This window comes from Parapedobacter sp. SGR-10, from assembly GCF_011030405.1.
In the GTDB taxonomy this organism is placed as follows: Bacteria; Bacteroidota; Bacteroidia; order Sphingobacteriales; family Sphingobacteriaceae; genus Sphingobacterium.
In genome coordinates, this window is the sequence record NZ_JAAJTJ010000015.1 from 1 (window position 1) to 17,637 (window position 17,637).

Consider the following 17,637-nt stretch of genomic DNA (forward strand, 5'->3'; position numbering starts at 1 on the left):
ATCTCCTTTCATTAAAGACTTATAAAAAAGCCATTGTTTTTCTTCCAAAACTGCCTTATCCAGCTCAAACTCTCTTAGCAATTGTATCAACGAATTGATCTTGACCTCCAAATTAGAAAATTTATTGACAACAACCACCTTTGTGTTTTGCAAAACACAGGCTCCAGTCTTAAAATTTCCTTTTTCATAACGAACCTTATAACCTATGGTCTCAAACAGGTCCTCTATCTTATCAAGGTTATATTGTGTAATCGATATCATTTCCTATTTGCAATTACTTCGATGTATCCTTATTTAATAATTTCCTATCAACAAAATTCTGAATAAAGCCTAAGCCATAGGCAAAGATCTGCGTATAGGACGCGACAACAGACAAAAGAGCCACCTTTACACTTCGGGTAGAGATCCAAGAATGGCAAAACAGAGCCAATGTAAACAGCAACAAAAAGAAAGCTCCTGCCTCAGACAGAACAGCAAAAAAAGAGGATCGCCCTACAAAAAAAACTTGAAATACAGGACATAACAGCACTATGGCAAAACCTAAAGTAAAAAAAGCCGGTAAAGCATGGACAAGCTTCAATTCGCCCGGATAAAGCATAGAAATATCGATCCTACCCTTTCCAAAACCATAAACCTGCTTAAAGAATTGAGCAATATTTGCCCTGCGTTTATGATAGACAAAAGCTTCGGGTATCAAGCCTACTTTATAGCCTTGATTGATCATCCGGATACTGAACTCTATATCTTCAGACCTTCTGGACAGTTTATACCCCCCGGTTGCTTCCCATACCTTTCGTGAGATACCCATATTGAAACTCCGGGGGTGGAAATGTCCTACATGCTTTTTATTGCCACGTATCCCTCCGGTCGTCAGTGGGCTCGTCATCGAATAGCTGATCGCTTTCTGTATATCCGTAAAAGATTCGTGGGCAGCATCGGGACCTCCGAAAGCATCCCAATGATGCTCATCCAGACTTCTCCTGACCTTAAGCAGATAATCTTCCGGAACAAGCACATCCGAGTCAAGGACTATAAAAAAATCACCCTCGGCCCTTTCGAATCCGTAATTCCGTGCAAATCCCTGCCCTTCATTCGGTTTAAAAAAATAATTGACCTTTAGTCTATCTTTATACGACTCGACAGTACTTCTTGCCGGTTTGGATGAGCCATCTTCCACTATCACCACCTCAAAATCGGTATAGACCTGTCGGCACAATGATGCTAACAGTTCATCGATTTCATCTGGTCTATTGTATAAGGGTATGATAATGGAAAACATGCTTTAGATGACACGTTCGATCTGATAATTATTGCGTTCCGTGCTGTTGCGGGATACCAACTCCGCAACGAATCCTGTCAAAAACAGCTGGGTGCCTATTACGACTGCAACCAAGGCCAGATAGAAGATAGGTTGATCCGTAATATTGCGATAATAGGTACCATTCGCAATACTGATCAGCTTATCACTGATGATGTAAACTGTGATAAAAATACCAATCAAAAAACTCATAACCCCTATTGTACCAAAAAAATGCATGGGACGCTTACCAAACTTGCCCACAAAAAATATAGACAACAAATCCAAAAAACCCTTGATAAAGCGTCCGGCACCAAACTTGGTCGTACCGTACTTGCGCGGGTAGTGTTGCACGACCTGCTCCTGTATATTGCTGAATCCGGCCCATTTCGCGATGACAGGGATATACCGGTGCATCTCACCATACACCTCTATGCTTTTGACAACATCTTTTTTATAGGCTTTCAGTCCACAATTGAAGTCATGCAGATTATGGATACCGGACATCCGACGTGTCACCGAATTGAATAACTTTGTCGGGATAGTTTTGGTCGGCGGGTCATAGCGCTTTTGCTTCCAACCCGACACCAAGTCCGCTCCCTGATTTTTTACCCTGTTGTACAATTCGGGAATTTCATCCGGACTATCCTGCAAATCAGCATCCATCGTGATGACTACATCACCCTGGGCAGCAACAAAACCTACATTCAATGCTGCCGATTTTCCGTAATTACGTCTGAATTTTATACCAGAAATCTGCTCATGCCCTTTTTTCAAATCTTGAATGACCTCCCATGAATCATCCTTGCTCCCATCGTCTACCAAAATAATCTCATAGGTAAAGTGATGTTCGCGCATGACACGGCGAATCCAGTCCGTCAGCTCTGGAAGTGATTCTGCTTCATTATACAAGGGTACGACAACCGAAATATCCATTCTCTTTAAATTTGTTCTTTAAGAGGTTCTTGTTTGCTATCGCTTGCCCGAAACAACAAGGCTAAAACCAAAGCAAATATAAATCCTAACAGTAAACTGATAAATATAGGCGCTATAGCGTTACGAAAAGAAAAGCTGCTCAACGCAAACTCTTTATCCTGTTCTATGATTTCAATCTGTTGATCGATTTCATCCTCCGATGCGCCCTTCCCTTCCATATCGACGATCTTAAGGTTCATCAGATTGTGATAGCTTTCTTCCAGAACAATCTTGTCCATGGTCTTCTGATAGATCGTGATACCTAAAGAACTGACGATAATACTGGAGGCCAAGAGGATATAGATACTTTTTAACGCATGGCTAAATGTCCAAGCCCGGCCATTTTTTCTTTTCAACAGATAAACCAAAAAAACCGGAACAAGGATAGAACCTACTATTTTCAAAACAGTACTGACCATATACAGGCCAGAATAGCTCTCTGCCGAGCGCGTATAATAAATAGCGACAATGGACAGTACAATAGATACCACACCCGCAATGGCTCCATAGACCAGACCATCTTTCTTTTCGTTTCTACTTAGCTCCGTGGACATATGCTATTTGTTAAAGTGTACGATCAGTTTGTAAATCGATGTCTCGAAAGCTTTATTTGCCGCTTGGGATACATACTCTTCCAGTTGTCTGTCATCCGGATCTTGCTCGTAAAAGAAACTGACTACAGGGTAGAACAATTCGTACAGTTCTTCTCCCTCACCGATAGTCTTCGCTACCTTGGCGATTTCGGAATAGTCGCTTTCGACCAATATCTGATTGGCGATGACACGTTCATATATACTATATTCATCCTGAAACTCATCTTCCTCTACCAACAGGAATTCTTTCAGATAGTCATCCAGTGAAGGTGCTACATCTTCATCAGCACATTCCCTAAGGTACAAAAAGATATTCAACAATTCGGTTCCCCTATCCAGTGTCTGCTCCTCTATGCTCTCCCATTCCTCCGAATCCAAATAGTCTTCTTCGAGTTTTTGAACATCTTCGGCAAAGAAATTGATCATCAGCAGATCAAAGGACACTTCCCGTAGTTCATCAAACCGCATATGGTCATCAAAGACTTGATCCAGCTGTTCGACCTTGTCCATAAAAGGAGCTTCCGAATCAAATACCTGTTCCAGCTGAGACAGCAGATCTGTAGCATCCAACCCTTCATATCCTGCATAGGAATTCACCCCTGCATATATTGCTTTTTTTACTTTAGTATCCATACCTTTATTCGTTGATAGTAAGCTGGTTATTATTATACACCAAAATTGTTTTGCCCGTTAGTTCCTGACCATAAAAAGGGTTATTTTTACATTTGGATTTATTGGTTTTATCATCCAGATTCCATTTTTGGTGGCTATTGAATACCGTGAAATTGGCCCTCTCCCCAACAGCAAAAGACGGTACAGGCAACCCCACGATTTCCCTTGGTTTTACAGAAAGATGATCGACGATCTGCTCTTCTGTCAACCCGGCTTTCAACAGCATGGGCAACACGGTTTGTAAGCCTGTGATTCCGGGTTTGGCAATATGAAATTCCACATTCTTAAACTCGATTTCATGCGGAGTATGCTGCGACACAACCGCATCGATCACACCTTCTCTCAATCCCTTAAGCAAAGCTTTTACATCTTTTTTCGTACGCAATGGAGGACTTACCTTATAGTCTGAATCAAATCCTTCCAAATCATCGTCTGACAATACAAGATAGTGCGCCGCTACATCACAGGTTACCTTTAGGCCCTTTGCCTTCGCCTTTTTGATCAAATCCACGGATTCGCTCGTGGAGATCGTTGTAAAATGGATCGGAGCTTCATTGTATTCGGCCAAATACAGGTCTCTTGAGATCATCAGTGATTCGGCCAGATTGGGGATACCTTTCATTCCCAGATAGGTGCTCATCACACCCTCGTTCATTTGATTGCCGGAGGCAATGGACTCATCCTGCGCAAACGAAATGATTAATCCGTCAAATCCTTTGGCATACAACAATGCCCTCCCCATCAGTCCCGCCTGCTGCAAAGAATGGTTTCCATCCGAGAAAGCTATCGCCCCACTCAGTTTCATATCGTACAGCTCAGCCAATTCTTTGCCTTCGCGTTTTTTGCTGATCGAACCAACAGGGTGTACATCGACCAGATTGCCTTTGGCCGCATTGACCAACAAGGAGACTTCCGAACGGCTTTGTAAAGCAGGATTGGTGTTCGGATGAACAGCAATTCCTGTGAAACCTCCAGCCTTTGCTGCCGCCGTACCGGATTGTACATCTTCCTTGGTCTCAAAACCTGGTTCTCCAATATTGGTATTCAAGTCAAAAAAACCGGGACAGATGAAAGATCCTTTGACATCGATGACCTGAACGTTTTTCTCCGATACTTTTATTTTTTTGCTTACATCCACAATGACTCCATTTTTCACCAACACATCGACTGTCTGATTATGAAGTTTGTGCGAAGCCAACAACAGCTTAGCTGAAGTAATTAAGATCGTGCTCATCTCTTAGACTATTATTTTAAAGTTATGAAAGTGAAACAAGTTATGGAAGTGATACCTGGATCGAACTTCATTACTATCACACCTTTATAACCATTATCACTTTATTTTGAAGTTATAAAAGCAATACCTGATCGCCATCACTATCGTCACTTTTATAACCTTATCATCTTACAGTTATTATAAACAAAAAGGGCATACCCTAGTATTGCCCTACTTGTGTCTTACTCGAAATACAATGCGTTTTTTGATTGTTTCATCAAAAGACAAATTTAGATAAAATGCTTTGCATTCACGAATGCCGAATGGAAAAAATTTAGTCTCCTTCCCCCCACTGATAGGTCTTAATCTGCAGACCTGCCAAATGCAATATCCGATCCACTACGGTAGCTGCGACCTCCTCCAATGTCGAAGGTTGGCTATAAAAAGATGGACTGGCCGGACATACGATAGCGCCTGCCTCCGTGACCAACGACATATTGTGGATATGGATAAGACTGAGAGGTGTTTCGCGGGTTACAAGGATCAATCTTCTGCGCTCCTTTAAGATCACATCTGCCGCACGGGTCGTCAGATCCGAAGAAGTTCCATGTGCAATACGCGCCAGCGTACCCATGGAGCAAGGACAGACAATCATCGTATCAAAATTTGCCGAACCGGAAGCAAAGGGGGCCATGAAATCGTTTTTGGCGTAAAATCGAAAAGGGTAAGACTGATAAACATCATTCTGAAGCTCAAATTGCCAAACGTCTTTGGCATTGTCTGACATCACAATACCGACTTCTTCTATTTGATCTGCCAAAAGAGCCAGTTTATCCAACAGCACTTTGGCATATATAGACCCTGAAGCCCCTGTGATGGCAACAATTATTTTCTTCTTCATAAGAGCAAAAGTAATGATTTTTGGGTTGGTTTACTATTTTACTATCCTCTAATGTTCACCTTAGCAGTCACTAAAAATTTATCTACCTTTGTACCACATACAACATGACACCAGATTTTTCTTTCCATAGCCCCGAACAAAAAATACGCCACCCTTTGTACACACAAAAAGGTATCGAAGTGTGTTTCAAAAGAGATGATATGATTCATCCTTTTATCTCAGGAAACAAATGGCGAAAATTAAAATATAATCTAATAAAGGCCACAGAAGAAAACAAAAAACATATAGTCACATTCGGTGGAGCATGGTCCAACCATATACTTGCAACATCTTGTGCAGGAGCTACTTTTGGCTATTCAACTGAAGCATTCATTCGTGGCGAGGAAGTGGAAAACCCGATATTGACTATGTGTAAGCTCTTTGGGATGCAGCTACACTTTGTTTCCCGGGAAGCCTATCAGCACAAAAAGGAATTGTTCACTACATCGATTCATAGAGACCATGCCTATTTTATCGACGAAGGGGGATATGGAATAGAAGCAGTTCGGGGTTGCAAAGAGATCATCACCGAGCTTTCGACACCTTATCAGCACATCTTCTGTGCGGCAGGCACTGGTACGACGGCAGCCGGTCTAGCCCTCGCCCTAGCCGAAAATGAGCTAAACAGCCAGTTGCACGTGGTTCCGGTACTTAAGGGTGGAGATTTTATGGCAGAGGAAATGAAAAAGCTCCGTGCTCCTCTACAGCAGACCATATTGCACACCGATTACCATTTCGGAGGATATGCCAAAACGACCCCCGAACTCATCGCATTTGTTAAGGATTTTGTCGCACAGACAGGTGTGATGGTCGAACCAATCTATACAGGCAAGGCCCTCTTTGCCTTGCACCACCTCATTGAACAAAATACTTTCCAAGTGGGTGAACGAATTTTATTTATACATACAGGAGGACTAACAGGGCTCTTGGGGATGCTTGACAAATTTAATTAAGTCAGTATTAAGAAAATTTACTACCTTTTCAACCTGTTTTGCATGACAATGTCCACACCACAAGAATACACATTATCCGATACCAGCATCAGCACGCTGTCCGTATATGATTTACTAAAGCATACATCCGATAAGACATTCGTCCACAATCAGGATTTTCAATCCATCTATCCGCTTACCTTGGCAATAAACACAGGTGCTTTTACCAAAACAAATACTTCAATTAAATATCCCATTGTATATGTCATACAGTCAGGTACATCATTAATGACATCCTGCTCTTGTGGACAGGGGATACATCACCTCTGTGAACACCAGACAGAGGTGATAGCCTGTATCCTGGAAAAGAAAAACTACCGTATATTTTTTGACAAGGAGATGCGCCATCGTCTACTATTACCCAGTGCAAAGGAATACGGATTGGAAGGCGAATCCCATTTGGAGAGCTATTTCCAAGTAGCTTATCAAGACGGCAAAATCCATATACAGCCAAGTGTAAAAGAATTGCTCAAAGTGGGTGAACTAAACCTCCAACAACAGTTGCTACCGCAGCGGAAATCCAAATTGTCTCAAATCACCGGATTTGACACAACAAAAAGGCAAATTTTGGTGATCAGTAAACATAGGTACTACAACCACCTGCATTTCCTGCTCATGGAAGCCCCAACAACCCAGTCCGGAAAGATCAAAAATCCTATCGACAACGTCGATCCGATGCCACTGGTATGGCAAACACAACATCCATCGGAAATCAAGTTTTACACCGCCCTACTCACTTTTCTGAACAAATACAGCGAAGACCTCAATTCTGCGGAATGGGAAGCCTTGAAACTCATCGTCCAAAATCCTTTGGAACTCGACGCTTATTACCATGACCGAAATGTAGCTGACAATATTTCCACCAAATCCCTAGTGCCCGTAGAATTGAATACGATACGAGCCGAAATCCGGCTCACCGTATTGAAAAAAGAACCTTTTTATGAAATTACAGGAGAACTGGTCTTCAACGACCTTTCACTGCCATTCAAACAGGTAGTGATAAAAAACGAATGTTTTATCCTACATCAACAACAGCTGCTCCTTCCCGACAATCCAGATATACTGCACATACTCAAGTTTTTCAAAGCACACAACGAAATCCTTCTGATCCATAGCTCAAAATACGAAAATTTTGTACAGACGATATTGTCTCCGCTAGAACAATACATACATATACATTATAGCTATATCCACACCGCCACACCTGCACAATTGGCCGAAAAGACATTTGATATCCAACGGATCGTCTACCTGCAACAAGAAGGCAACTATATATCCATCACCCCAGTCCTAAAGTATGGAGACGTAGAAGCGGTGGTGTACTCCCAAAAGCAGCTGTTGGACACCGATCAGAATGGAAATGTTTTTAAAATCGAACGTAATAGGGAAGCAGAAATCCAATTGACCACGATTGTCATGCAACAACATGCAGATTTTAAAGAGCAGATCAATGAGCACGAATATTTTTACCTACATAGAGACAAGTTTTTGGATCACAATTGGTTTTTGGAAGCCTTTGACGCCTGGCGCAAGGAAAACATTACCATATTGGGATTTAATGAGCTAAAAAACAATACACTCAATCCCCATCGGGCAAAAATCAATATTCAAGTCATCAGCGGTGTGGATTGGTTCAACGCCAAACTTAAGGTACGCTTTGGCAAAAAAGAAGCCTCACTCAAACAATTGCACAGGACTATCCGCAACAAGAGCAAATTTGTGCAGCTCGATGACGGCACAAAAGGTATCTTACCGGATGAATGGATCGCGAAGATCACACAATACTTTCAAGTAGGTGATATAGACGATGAACTTCTAAAAATACCCAAAATCAACTTTACCGGAGTAGCCACCCTATTCGAGAAAGAAGTCTTGAGCGAAGAGGTACAAGTAGAAATCAACCTGTACACTCAAAAATTGGGAGGTAGCGGGGAGATCCCGGTAGTACCTGTTCCAAAGGATCTAAAGGTGGAGCTACGAAACTATCAATACGAAGGGCTAAACTGGCTCAACTTTCTCGATGGTTTCAATTTTGGCGGCTGTCTTGCCGATGATATGGGATTGGGTAAAACTGTACAAATCATTGCCTTTATACTGTCCCAACGGGAAAAGCACGGGCATTGTACCAACTTGATCGTCGTGCCTACCTCTCTCCTATTCAACTGGCAGGAAGAGATAGCCAGATTTGCACCCTCCCTTAGTGTCTACTTACATTACGGCAGTGACCGCCCCAAAGACATACAGCAAATAGAGAAATATGAAGTGATCCTGACAAGTTATGGTCTATTGCTCTCGGATATTCGCTTTCTAAAAACATTTCGCTTCAACTATATCTTTCTCGACGAATCCCAAGCCATCAAAAATCCAAATTCGGAAAGATATAAAGCCGCACGCCTGCTCCAATCCCGAAACAGAATCGTGTTGACCGGGACACCTATCGAAAACAACACATTTGACCTCTACGGACAGCTTTCCTTTGCCTGTCCGGGCCTGTTGGGCAGCAAACAGTATTTCAAGGACACCTATGCCCTTCCGATCGATAAATTTGAATTCAGCAAACGAGCTGCAGAACTCCAGCAAAAAATAAAACCATTCATCCTGCGCCGGACAAAGAAGCAGGTCGCCAAAGAGCTTCCCGAAAAGACAGAGATGGTCATCTATTGTGAGATGAACGCAGAGCAACGAATGGTCTACGAGATGTATGAAAGGGAACTTCGAGAATATATATCCGCCACCGACGAAGAGGAAATCCAAAAGGACAGCATGCACGTACTGACAGGATTGACCAAGCTACGTCAGATCTGCAACTCACCTATACTGTTGAAAGAAGGGCATTCCGGCGCACATGCCGTCAAGATCGAGATATTGCTCCAACAGATAGAAAACAAATCCAGCGAACATAAAATTCTGGTCTTTTCACAATTCGTCGGTATGTTGGATCTGATCAAAACCGAACTGGAGCACAAAGACATCCCTTTCGAATACTTGACGGGCCAAACCAAAGACAGAGGTTCGAAAGTACATAACTTCCAGACAAACGAACATATCCGTGTATTTCTGATCAGTTTGAAAGCCGGCGGTGTGGGGCTCAACCTCACCGAAGCCGACTATGTGTACCTCGTGGATCCTTGGTGGAATCCGGCAACCGAAAACCAAGCCATAGATCGTAGCTACCGTATCGGCCAAACCAAAAACGTCATTGCCGTCCGTCTGATCTGTTCGGACACCATCGAGGAAAAAATCATGAATCTCCAAAAAAAGAAATCCAAATTAGCACAGGATCTGGTCAGAACGGATGCTTCCCTTTTCAATACGCTGACAAAACAGGATTTATTGGGAATATTGGAGTGATCCGATCATGCCGGTACTTTCCTCGGTTTTTCACGTTCCCATACACGATGCTCTTTCATCACTTGAATAAAATCATCTGTCAAGTTATCACTGCTTTCAAAGATCACACCCTTATCCTTTGCGATAAAAGATCTCTTAGCCAGTTCTTCCGCTCCTTTGGCAAAAGCCAATGCTTTACAATGACGGTAGCCTTCGTTGATAAATTGCAGATAATCGGGATTATCTGCCAATTTCTTGACCGAATCACCATCGGGGGTATAGAACGCATCATACAAGACGGAAGCATCCGTCAGATAAGAATGTTGTACCTCTACTTCTCCCCCTTCTTGATACTTTATTTTACCTACGTGCGAAGCGATCAATACAGCCATTGCACCCTCTTTTTCCAATTGTCTTTTCATCCTGTCCACAGAGGACTGATTCACACCATCATCCACCAAAAAGGCAACTTTCCGACTTTTGATCGTACCTTCGCCGGGCTTGACTTTCATGCTCAGTGCCTCGGATTTTTCTACTTCTGGCTTTTTCGGTTGGATTGGATACTCTGGATGATTTTGTCGGGCAAATTTCAGCGTCAATTCATCTAGTTTCTTCGGCGGTACCAATCCTAAGTTATCTCCTACTTTTTTTGCAAGGTTTTGGTCGACCTGGTTTAGAATGGCTAATTCCCTCCTACGTACGTTCACATCATTTACCTTTGAAAGTTCAAAACTATACGCACTTATAATGTGTTCCTGCTCTTCGGGACTTTGGGAATTAAAGAACAATCTGGCCTGCGTGAAATGATCGGCAAAGGAGTCCGAACGAGCCCTCACCTTAGAGGCGTCTATGGGCTGTTTGTGCGATTGATAGCCCGTTTCACCTTTCAGCATGGCGTGATAAGGACAACCTTCGGCTTTGCTATTTGGAAAATAGCTAACCGCGCCTTTGGGAATATCCATTCTGGAGAATCCGTCTTTTTGATTGTTGTGTTTTCCGTTGATGGGTCTATTGATCGGCAATTCGTGGAAGTTTGGACCACCCAGCCGGTAATTCTGCGTATCCATATAAGAGAAAATCCGTCCCTGCAACAATGGATCGTCCGAAAAATCAACACCGGGAACTACTCTACCAGGGTCGAAAGCAGCCTGTTCGGTTTCTGCAAAAAAGTTTTCGGGATTACGGTTGAGCGTCATCGTTCCGATGATCTGTACAGGAACCAATTCTTCGGGAATGATCTTTGTTGGGTCAAGAATATCAAACGAAAATTTCATTTCATCTTCTTCGGGGACAAGTTGTACACCCAAATCCCATTGCGGAAAGTCACCATTCTCAATAGCTTCCCACAAATCCCTACGGTGAAAATCTGCATCAAAGCCCGATATTTTCTGTGCTTCGTTCCACGCCACAGAATGTACGCCCAATCTCGGTTTCCAATGAAACTTGACAAAAGTGCCTTTTCCTTTTGCATTGACGAATTTGAAGGTGTGTACCCCAAAACCTTCCATCATCCGCAGGCTTCGGGGGATAGCCCTGTCCGACATCGTCCACATGGTCATGTGCGCAGCCTCGGGCATAAGTGACATGAAATCCCAAAAAGTATCATGTGCCGAAGCGGCCTGTGGAATTTCGTTGTTGGGTTCGGGTTTGACAGCATGCACCAGATCGGGGAAGTTCATCGCATCCTGAATGAAAAATACGGGAATATTATTGCCCACAAGGTCATAGTTGCCTTCCTCGGTATAGAATTTTACCGAAAAGCCCCGCACATCCCTAGCCAGATCGGTAGACCCCTTGAATCCGGCAACCGTAGAAAACCGTGTAAAAACAGGCGTAACAGCTCCTTTTTTCAAAAAGGCAGCAGTAGTATATGCAGACATATCAGCTGTAGCCTCAAAGACGCCGTGTGCTCCCGATCCTCTTGCATGCACTACCCTCTCCGGGATACGCTCCCGGTCAAAGTGCATCAACTTGTCAAAGAAAACATGATCCTGTTGCAAAGAAGGCCCTCGGTCACCTGCTTTAAGCGTGTTATTGTTGTCATACACCGGTACACCGTCGTTGGTGGTCATTACTTTGTTGTCATTATCCACCACATGTTGGTCGATATGCATTCCTTTTGGATTTTTCTGCTCTTTCATGGCCAAATATTCTAAATAGGTTTATAACAAAATAAAAACAGTTTTAGAGAGGTTGTTAAAGACTAATACAAATCTATATCACTTCACATATAACATATATTGCCGTATTTTGTTTTGGGACATGAAAAAGTCAATTATTAAAGAAAGATAATGGATAATCATCAAGCTAACACATCTAGACATCTGAATATTTTTTTAACAATAAAAAACCGTATCCCTGATTTTATTGTTTAGCACGAATAAGTAAGATTAAACATAGTGTAAATACCTGAAAACAGGTATTGCGATAGCTTATCTTTTTTTATATCTTTATTAAGCCAATAATACCAATCAACATGATGTATCGGGTCTTTTGGGGACAAACTAGTTATAAAAAGCAGAAGAATAACACATTACCTAAAAAATGAGTGATAAAGTCGAAACTGTCTATAACATCTGGCATTCCCACGACAACTATCTGGGGAAAAAGTCTATGGCTCCTGCCATCACCGATGTCGCCCACTACTTTGCCAACTTATTCTGTCCCGGTGACTTTTACTACTATGTCATTGATTCACCAACGCTGATATTTGATGTAGTCAGCCCTTCTGTCAGCAAACTACTGGGTATCCCACAAGATGAAATAAGCCTACCGCGCCTTATCAAGCTCGTCCATCCCGACGATATAACCTTTATGATGCGTTGTGAAGATGTCGTAGCTTATTTTTTGAAACATTGCGTTTTGCCCGAAAAAATGGTCAAATATAAAATTACCTATTGTCTTCGTGAACGCACATTGCATAAGGGATATCGTCTGTTCTTGTTGCAAACCATTACGATGAAAACCACTGAAGAGGGAGCCCTACTCAAAGTATTCGGTTGCCATACGGATATTACGCACATCACAAAAGTGAATAACCATAAGCTCTCTTTGATCGGCCTGGATGGAGAGCCGAGTTATATGGATCTGGATGTGTTTGATGACAATGTCTTTGAAAACTACGAACCGTTTGACCTAAAAGGTATTGTCATCGAATCACCTTATTCCAAGCGCGAGATAGAAATCATCAAAAATATAGCATTAGGTATGACAACAGATGGTATTGCAGACAAACTTTTCGTCAGTCGGAATACTGTAGAGACCCACCGTAAGAATATCCTCAAAAAATCAAACTGTAAAAATACCGCCGAACTTATCGCACAGTGTATCCGTTATGGATACATTTAATATTAAACTTTTCCAAAGTTTTGAAACTTTGGAAAAGTTATCTAAAATTTACTTTATTTTCCCGGAGCAGGTTTAGGCGAAGCATAATCGTCCCCATCGTCAAAGCCTGGATTATCGGCAATGAGTAAATTCTGTGGAGTAAGCTGTATTTCCAGCGAATAATTATTCTCTCCGGTTTCCTTGTAGCTGATCACGCCTGTCTGCGGTTCCACGTTGGCAAGGAGCGTTGTCTCCGGTGCGATGATACGTACCTTATCTTTACCGATCCATTCTATGATGCCGACCTGACTGTAGGATTCAAAGGTGCTTTTAGCCACCACCTCATACTTGTCGCCTTTGATCGTCATGTTGTAGATCTCATTATGTGTATTTTGTTCGTAAGTAGATTTACTCCACCCTAAATAGTTCTTGACCGGTTGCTTTTCTTCTGTCTTGAATATCGTAGCATTGACATTGGGGTGATCGGGAATCTCTATTTCGACTTCTGGCCTTTTTCCGGATTTGTCTACACTAAAAGTGATCACAACACCATCTTTTGACAGTTCCAGATCATAGTCTTGCTTTTCCGGAACAGAGGTATTGCTTTGCATCTCATATCGTTGCCCATCGAAAAATACCACAGCACTTACTCCTACACCCGTAACGAGAATGTTAAAATAGCCCGTAGACCCAACCAACACGCCACTGTAATGTCCCCAATTGCTATTTACAAATTTAGGATTAAATGTATCCTCGTCTTTCTGGCGATCCGGATCTCCTTTTGAACAACCGATAGTCATCATCAGGACAATTATACTGATCAACCATTTTGCGAAATTCTTATTCATTTTGTTTTTCATAGTATATTTAATCTTGGTTCTCATTTCAATAAGAACAAAAATACTATATCTACATACACTCCGGCAATACTTGAAAACAGGTATTTTTACCCCGAATGCATTCAAAAAATCTGTACTAAAATTCTCTAAAGAAAAATTGTTTTGTAGCCAAATGTCAGGACAATTCGCTCATGGTTTTTTTAGCACCTTTTCTTACCATACCTTTGTCATATTCACTAGATAAAGATGAAAACAGAAACTAAATTTTTCACGTCATTATACGGATACACTGCTACGTAACATGGATACAGACGCACCATGATTTACAAGAAACAGATAGTAATTTGTGTCAAACTACATCTGATTTTGATGAATCATATAGAATTCATTAAGGTTTCATAATGATCATTCATATTCTTTTATACATTTTTAGCAAATTCAGCCGGTTTCTTTCCAAACTATACCTTCTGTGAAACGGATATTGCTCGGTACAACATAATGTGTGCATACTTTGCCGTGTATAGAGAGCAATTTAAATCAAGCTAATATTTCTCTTTAGTAAACACTATTAAATCAATATGGAATATATATTTCATTAAAAGAATGTTACGTAGCAAGAGAAAGAACTAGATGCTGTATATTCCGACGTACGGGTAGCCTTGGAACCATGATAGATCGTCTATAAACAATTACACATCATTTGAGTACAAGTACGAATAGTTTAGAAACAAGCAGAAGTTATTGGACAGAATCTCACCTATCCAACTCCTTTCAATCAACAGCATCTTTTTCCTCAAGAGGCTTATCCCTGTCTGGTTATTGCCTTCACTCACCATGGAGAGAGGCAAAAAATGGTCGTACCATGAAGTTATACCAATACATCCCGGATATTCACATCTCTATCAAACATTGATTTTGCATAAGGACATAGCGGCACAATCTTCAGATTATTGTCCCGCACATATTCAATAGTCTTATCGAGCAATACCCGACCTATGCCCTTTCCCTTTTCATCCGGATGCACTTCGGTATGATCGATGATAATCTTGTCTGCCCCCGCAACGGAATACGTCATTTCCCCTATCTTCTTATTGTCTTCCATCGCAATGAAAGCACCTTTGGTTTCTGTTATTTCATGTTTGACTATCATAATACTCCTTAAAAAATACACACCCATACTACTTTCAAACGAAACTTGCACAAGCTATATCTAAAACAACAGAAAGTTAAATATGTTCTAAGAAGCTATCTGGAATTTGTAGTCTACACGGATTTTATATCCGCCAGCACTCGCATTTTTCAAAAGGAATGTTTATTTTAGCCCATATTTTTTCCGTGGTTCCAATGCGTATTTCATTTTTCAACACTTTTTTTATTGTCCTTCCATACTGTTGGGTATGCTTATTTTCCTCCACTTCGCTCTACAGCCAATCGTCTACAGACAGTTTGCAGATTAACCTACAACCTGTGCAGGTCAAGGTTTATTTCCTACAGCAACCACTGATGAGCATCACCTCCCCGACACACATATTATCTGCCCACACATTGGCGCAACAAAATACAAATTCATTCATTTCCTCGGTCAACACGGTTCCCGGCATCCGCATGGAAGAACGCTCTCCGGGTTCTTACCGCCTGGCTATGCGGGGCAGTCTCATACGTTCGCCTTTCGGTATTCGCAATACCAAAATATACATCGACGAATTTCCTTTGACAGATGCCGGAGGAAACACCTACCTCAATCTATTGGATCCCAACAGCATAGCCTCCATAACGATCATCAAAGGCCCAGATGGCTCCCTGTTTGGGGCCAATTCGGGAGGTGTAGTCCGGATTGCTCCCAAAGGATTTGACGATATACAGAATGGTATAGATATGACAATCGCAGGAGGATCCTTCGGTCTATTCCAAGAACAATTGTCTATACAACAACGTCCCAGCGACAAATACCAATTCTCATTTGATCAATCTTTCTCACGTTCGGATGGCTATAGAGAACAAACGGCATTGAACAAAAAAACATTTCAGACCACACATCAATGGCAATATTCACCTAAAAATCAGCTCCGTATTTTCGCCTTGTACACTGACCTAGGCTATCAGACACCGGGCGGACTTACTCAGGCACAGTTTGATGAAAATCCCAAAATGTCCAGACGACCTGCCGGACCGACCCTCGGTGCCAAAGAACAGAAAGCTGCCATATATAACAAAACAGGTATCTTGGGTATTACACACAACACGCAAATCAAACCACAACTTTCCCATACCCTCAGTGTATTTGGATCGTACACAGATTTTGAAAATCCTTTTATCACAAACTATGAATTTCGGGATGAAAAAAATCTAGGTGCAAGAACATATTTTTCTTGGCATGGACATAAACAAGAAACGGTCTGGGAAATGCAATTGGGTGCCGAAAGCTATTGGGGATGGAACAAAAGAAAAAATTATACCAATGAAAAAGGTGTGCCGGGCACAATAATGGACGAAGACGAATTGGACAACCTCCAAGTGAATATATTCTATCGGGCAATGGCCCGATTCTGGGACAGATGGACCTGGGAAGCATCATTGGGCTACAACAAGAACAATGTACGCTATGAAGAAACTTTCCCTATCATTGACCAGCCCAAAGGAAAAATTGATTTTTCGGGTATATGGATGCCAAGGCTAGCCTCGTCTTATGCTTTTAGTGATCATTTTGTATGGCGTGCATCCATTGCCAAAGGCTACTCTACCCCTACTATTGAGGAAATACGCCCTTCTGATCGGATAATCAATACAGGCCTTCATGCAGAAACGGGAACGAATATAGAAACAGGCTTTCGTTATATGCTTTCGGCACAAAAGTTACTTATCGATCTAACGGCTTATAGGTACAATGTGCAAAACGGCATCGTAAGACAAGCCAACGAACAAGGTGAAGATTACTATGTCAATGCCGGCAAAATGAAGCAAAAAGGTATTGAGGCCAGCATTTGGATAAATGCCCTCACTCCCCGACCCAATGGAATATGTAGATCTCTGTCCTTACAGTCTGCAGTGGCTTATCAGCATTACCGCTTTGGTGAATATCGTGTCGAAGACAAGGATTACAGCGGTAAAAAAATGACCGCTGTACCGGATTGGACATGGTCAAACAGTTTACAGCTCAACATCTTGAAAAGCTATAATCTGTATATACGTCATTACTTCATGTCGGATCTGCCATTGGATGACGGAAATACGATGTTTGCAGACAAGTATCATTTATTGCAAGCCAAATTGAGCATGACACTGCCTTCAATAATTAAAAAGACTAACCTACAACTCTTTGTTGGTGGAGATAACTTGTTGAACGAAAAATATAGCCTTGGCAACGATATCAATGCTTTCGGTGGGAGATACTTCAATCCAGCTGCAAGTCGTAATTTTTATGGGGGTGTGAAGGTAGGGATAAAATAAGAAACGGCCACA

The 17,637-nt window shown here is 41.8% G+C and carries 14 protein-coding genes; 4 read left to right on the forward strand and 10 right to left on the reverse strand.

Features of this window, described 5'->3' with window-relative positions:
- The 7 genes from G5B00_RS11440 to G5B00_RS11470 all read right to left on the reverse strand — a co-directional run.
- A partial coding sequence (locus G5B00_RS11440) for a hypothetical protein (RefSeq protein WP_163875207.1) occupies positions 1 to 261 on the reverse strand: 261 nt, incomplete at its 3' end.
- Between the two features lie 13 nt (positions 262 to 274).
- The gene (locus G5B00_RS11445) at positions 275 to 1,279 is read right to left on the reverse strand and encodes a glycosyltransferase (protein ID WP_163875210.1); all 1,005 of its coding nucleotides are present in this window, start codon (positions 1,277 to 1,279) and stop codon (positions 275 to 277) included.
- Between the two features lie 3 nt (positions 1,280 to 1,282).
- Positions 1,283 to 2,233: a glycosyltransferase family 2 protein gene (locus G5B00_RS11450; protein ID WP_163875213.1), complete on the reverse strand. Its 951-nt coding sequence runs from the start codon at positions 2,231 to 2,233 to the stop codon at positions 1,283 to 1,285.
- Between the two features lie 5 nt (positions 2,234 to 2,238).
- On the reverse strand, positions 2,239 to 2,826 hold the full coding sequence (locus G5B00_RS11455) for a DUF4199 domain-containing protein (protein ID WP_163875216.1): 588 nt from the start codon (positions 2,824 to 2,826) through the stop codon (positions 2,239 to 2,241).
- A 3-nt stretch (positions 2,827 to 2,829) separates the two neighbouring features.
- Positions 2,830 to 3,498 carry a hypothetical protein gene (locus tag G5B00_RS11460; RefSeq protein ID WP_163875219.1) on the reverse strand — a complete coding sequence of 223 codons (669 nt, stop codon included), beginning with the start codon at positions 3,496 to 3,498 and terminating at the stop codon, positions 2,830 to 2,832.
- A 4-nt stretch (positions 3,499 to 3,502) separates the two neighbouring features.
- Positions 3,503 to 4,771 carry a dihydroorotase gene (locus tag G5B00_RS11465; protein ID WP_163875222.1) on the reverse strand — a complete coding sequence of 423 codons (1,269 nt, stop codon included), beginning with the start codon at positions 4,769 to 4,771 and terminating at the stop codon, positions 3,503 to 3,505.
- A 313-nt stretch (positions 4,772 to 5,084) separates the two neighbouring features.
- Positions 5,085 to 5,651, reverse strand: coding sequence for a UbiX family flavin prenyltransferase (locus tag G5B00_RS11470; protein WP_163875225.1), 567 nt, complete (start codon positions 5,649 to 5,651; stop codon positions 5,085 to 5,087).
- A gap of 104 nt (positions 5,652 to 5,755) precedes the next feature.
- On the opposite strand from G5B00_RS11470, the gene G5B00_RS11475 reads away from it, so the two are divergent.
- Together G5B00_RS11475 and G5B00_RS11480 are read left to right on the forward strand one after the other, a co-directional pair.
- Positions 5,756 to 6,643, forward strand: coding sequence for a 1-aminocyclopropane-1-carboxylate deaminase/D-cysteine desulfhydrase (locus G5B00_RS11475; RefSeq protein ID WP_163875228.1), 888 nt, complete (start codon positions 5,756 to 5,758; stop codon positions 6,641 to 6,643).
- A gap of 42 nt (positions 6,644 to 6,685) precedes the next feature.
- Complete coding sequence (locus G5B00_RS11480) at positions 6,686 to 10,033, forward strand: DEAD/DEAH box helicase (RefSeq protein WP_205966400.1); 3,348 nt, start codon at positions 6,686 to 6,688, stop codon at positions 10,031 to 10,033.
- Positions 10,034 to 10,038: 5 nt separating this feature from the next.
- On the opposite strand, the gene G5B00_RS11485 is transcribed toward G5B00_RS11480, so the two are convergent.
- Entirely contained in the window at positions 10,039 to 12,153 is a 2,115-nt protein-coding gene (locus G5B00_RS11485; RefSeq protein WP_163875231.1) for a catalase, read from the reverse strand.
- Between the two features lie 403 nt (positions 12,154 to 12,556).
- Between G5B00_RS11485 and G5B00_RS11490 the strand changes: the two genes are divergently transcribed.
- On the forward strand, positions 12,557 to 13,360 hold the full coding sequence (locus tag G5B00_RS11490; protein ID WP_163875234.1) for a helix-turn-helix domain-containing protein: 804 nt from the start codon (positions 12,557 to 12,559) through the stop codon (positions 13,358 to 13,360).
- A gap of 53 nt (positions 13,361 to 13,413) precedes the next feature.
- On the opposite strand, the gene G5B00_RS11495 is transcribed toward G5B00_RS11490, so the two are convergent.
- Positions 13,414 to 14,187 (reverse strand): hypothetical protein, encoded by a 774-nt coding sequence (locus G5B00_RS11495; RefSeq protein WP_163875237.1) that lies wholly within the window; start codon positions 14,185 to 14,187, stop codon positions 13,414 to 13,416.
- A gap of 859 nt (positions 14,188 to 15,046) precedes the next feature.
- On the reverse strand, positions 15,047 to 15,328 hold the full coding sequence (locus tag G5B00_RS11500; RefSeq protein WP_163875240.1) for a GNAT family N-acetyltransferase: 282 nt from the start codon (positions 15,326 to 15,328) through the stop codon (positions 15,047 to 15,049).
- Between the two features lie 296 nt (positions 15,329 to 15,624).
- Between G5B00_RS11500 and G5B00_RS11505 the strand changes: the two genes are divergently transcribed.
- The gene (locus G5B00_RS11505; RefSeq protein ID WP_240894467.1) at positions 15,625 to 17,625 is read left to right on the forward strand and encodes a TonB-dependent receptor; all 2,001 of its coding nucleotides are present in this window, start codon (positions 15,625 to 15,627) and stop codon (positions 17,623 to 17,625) included.
- Positions 17,626 to 17,637: the final 12 nt, after the last annotated feature.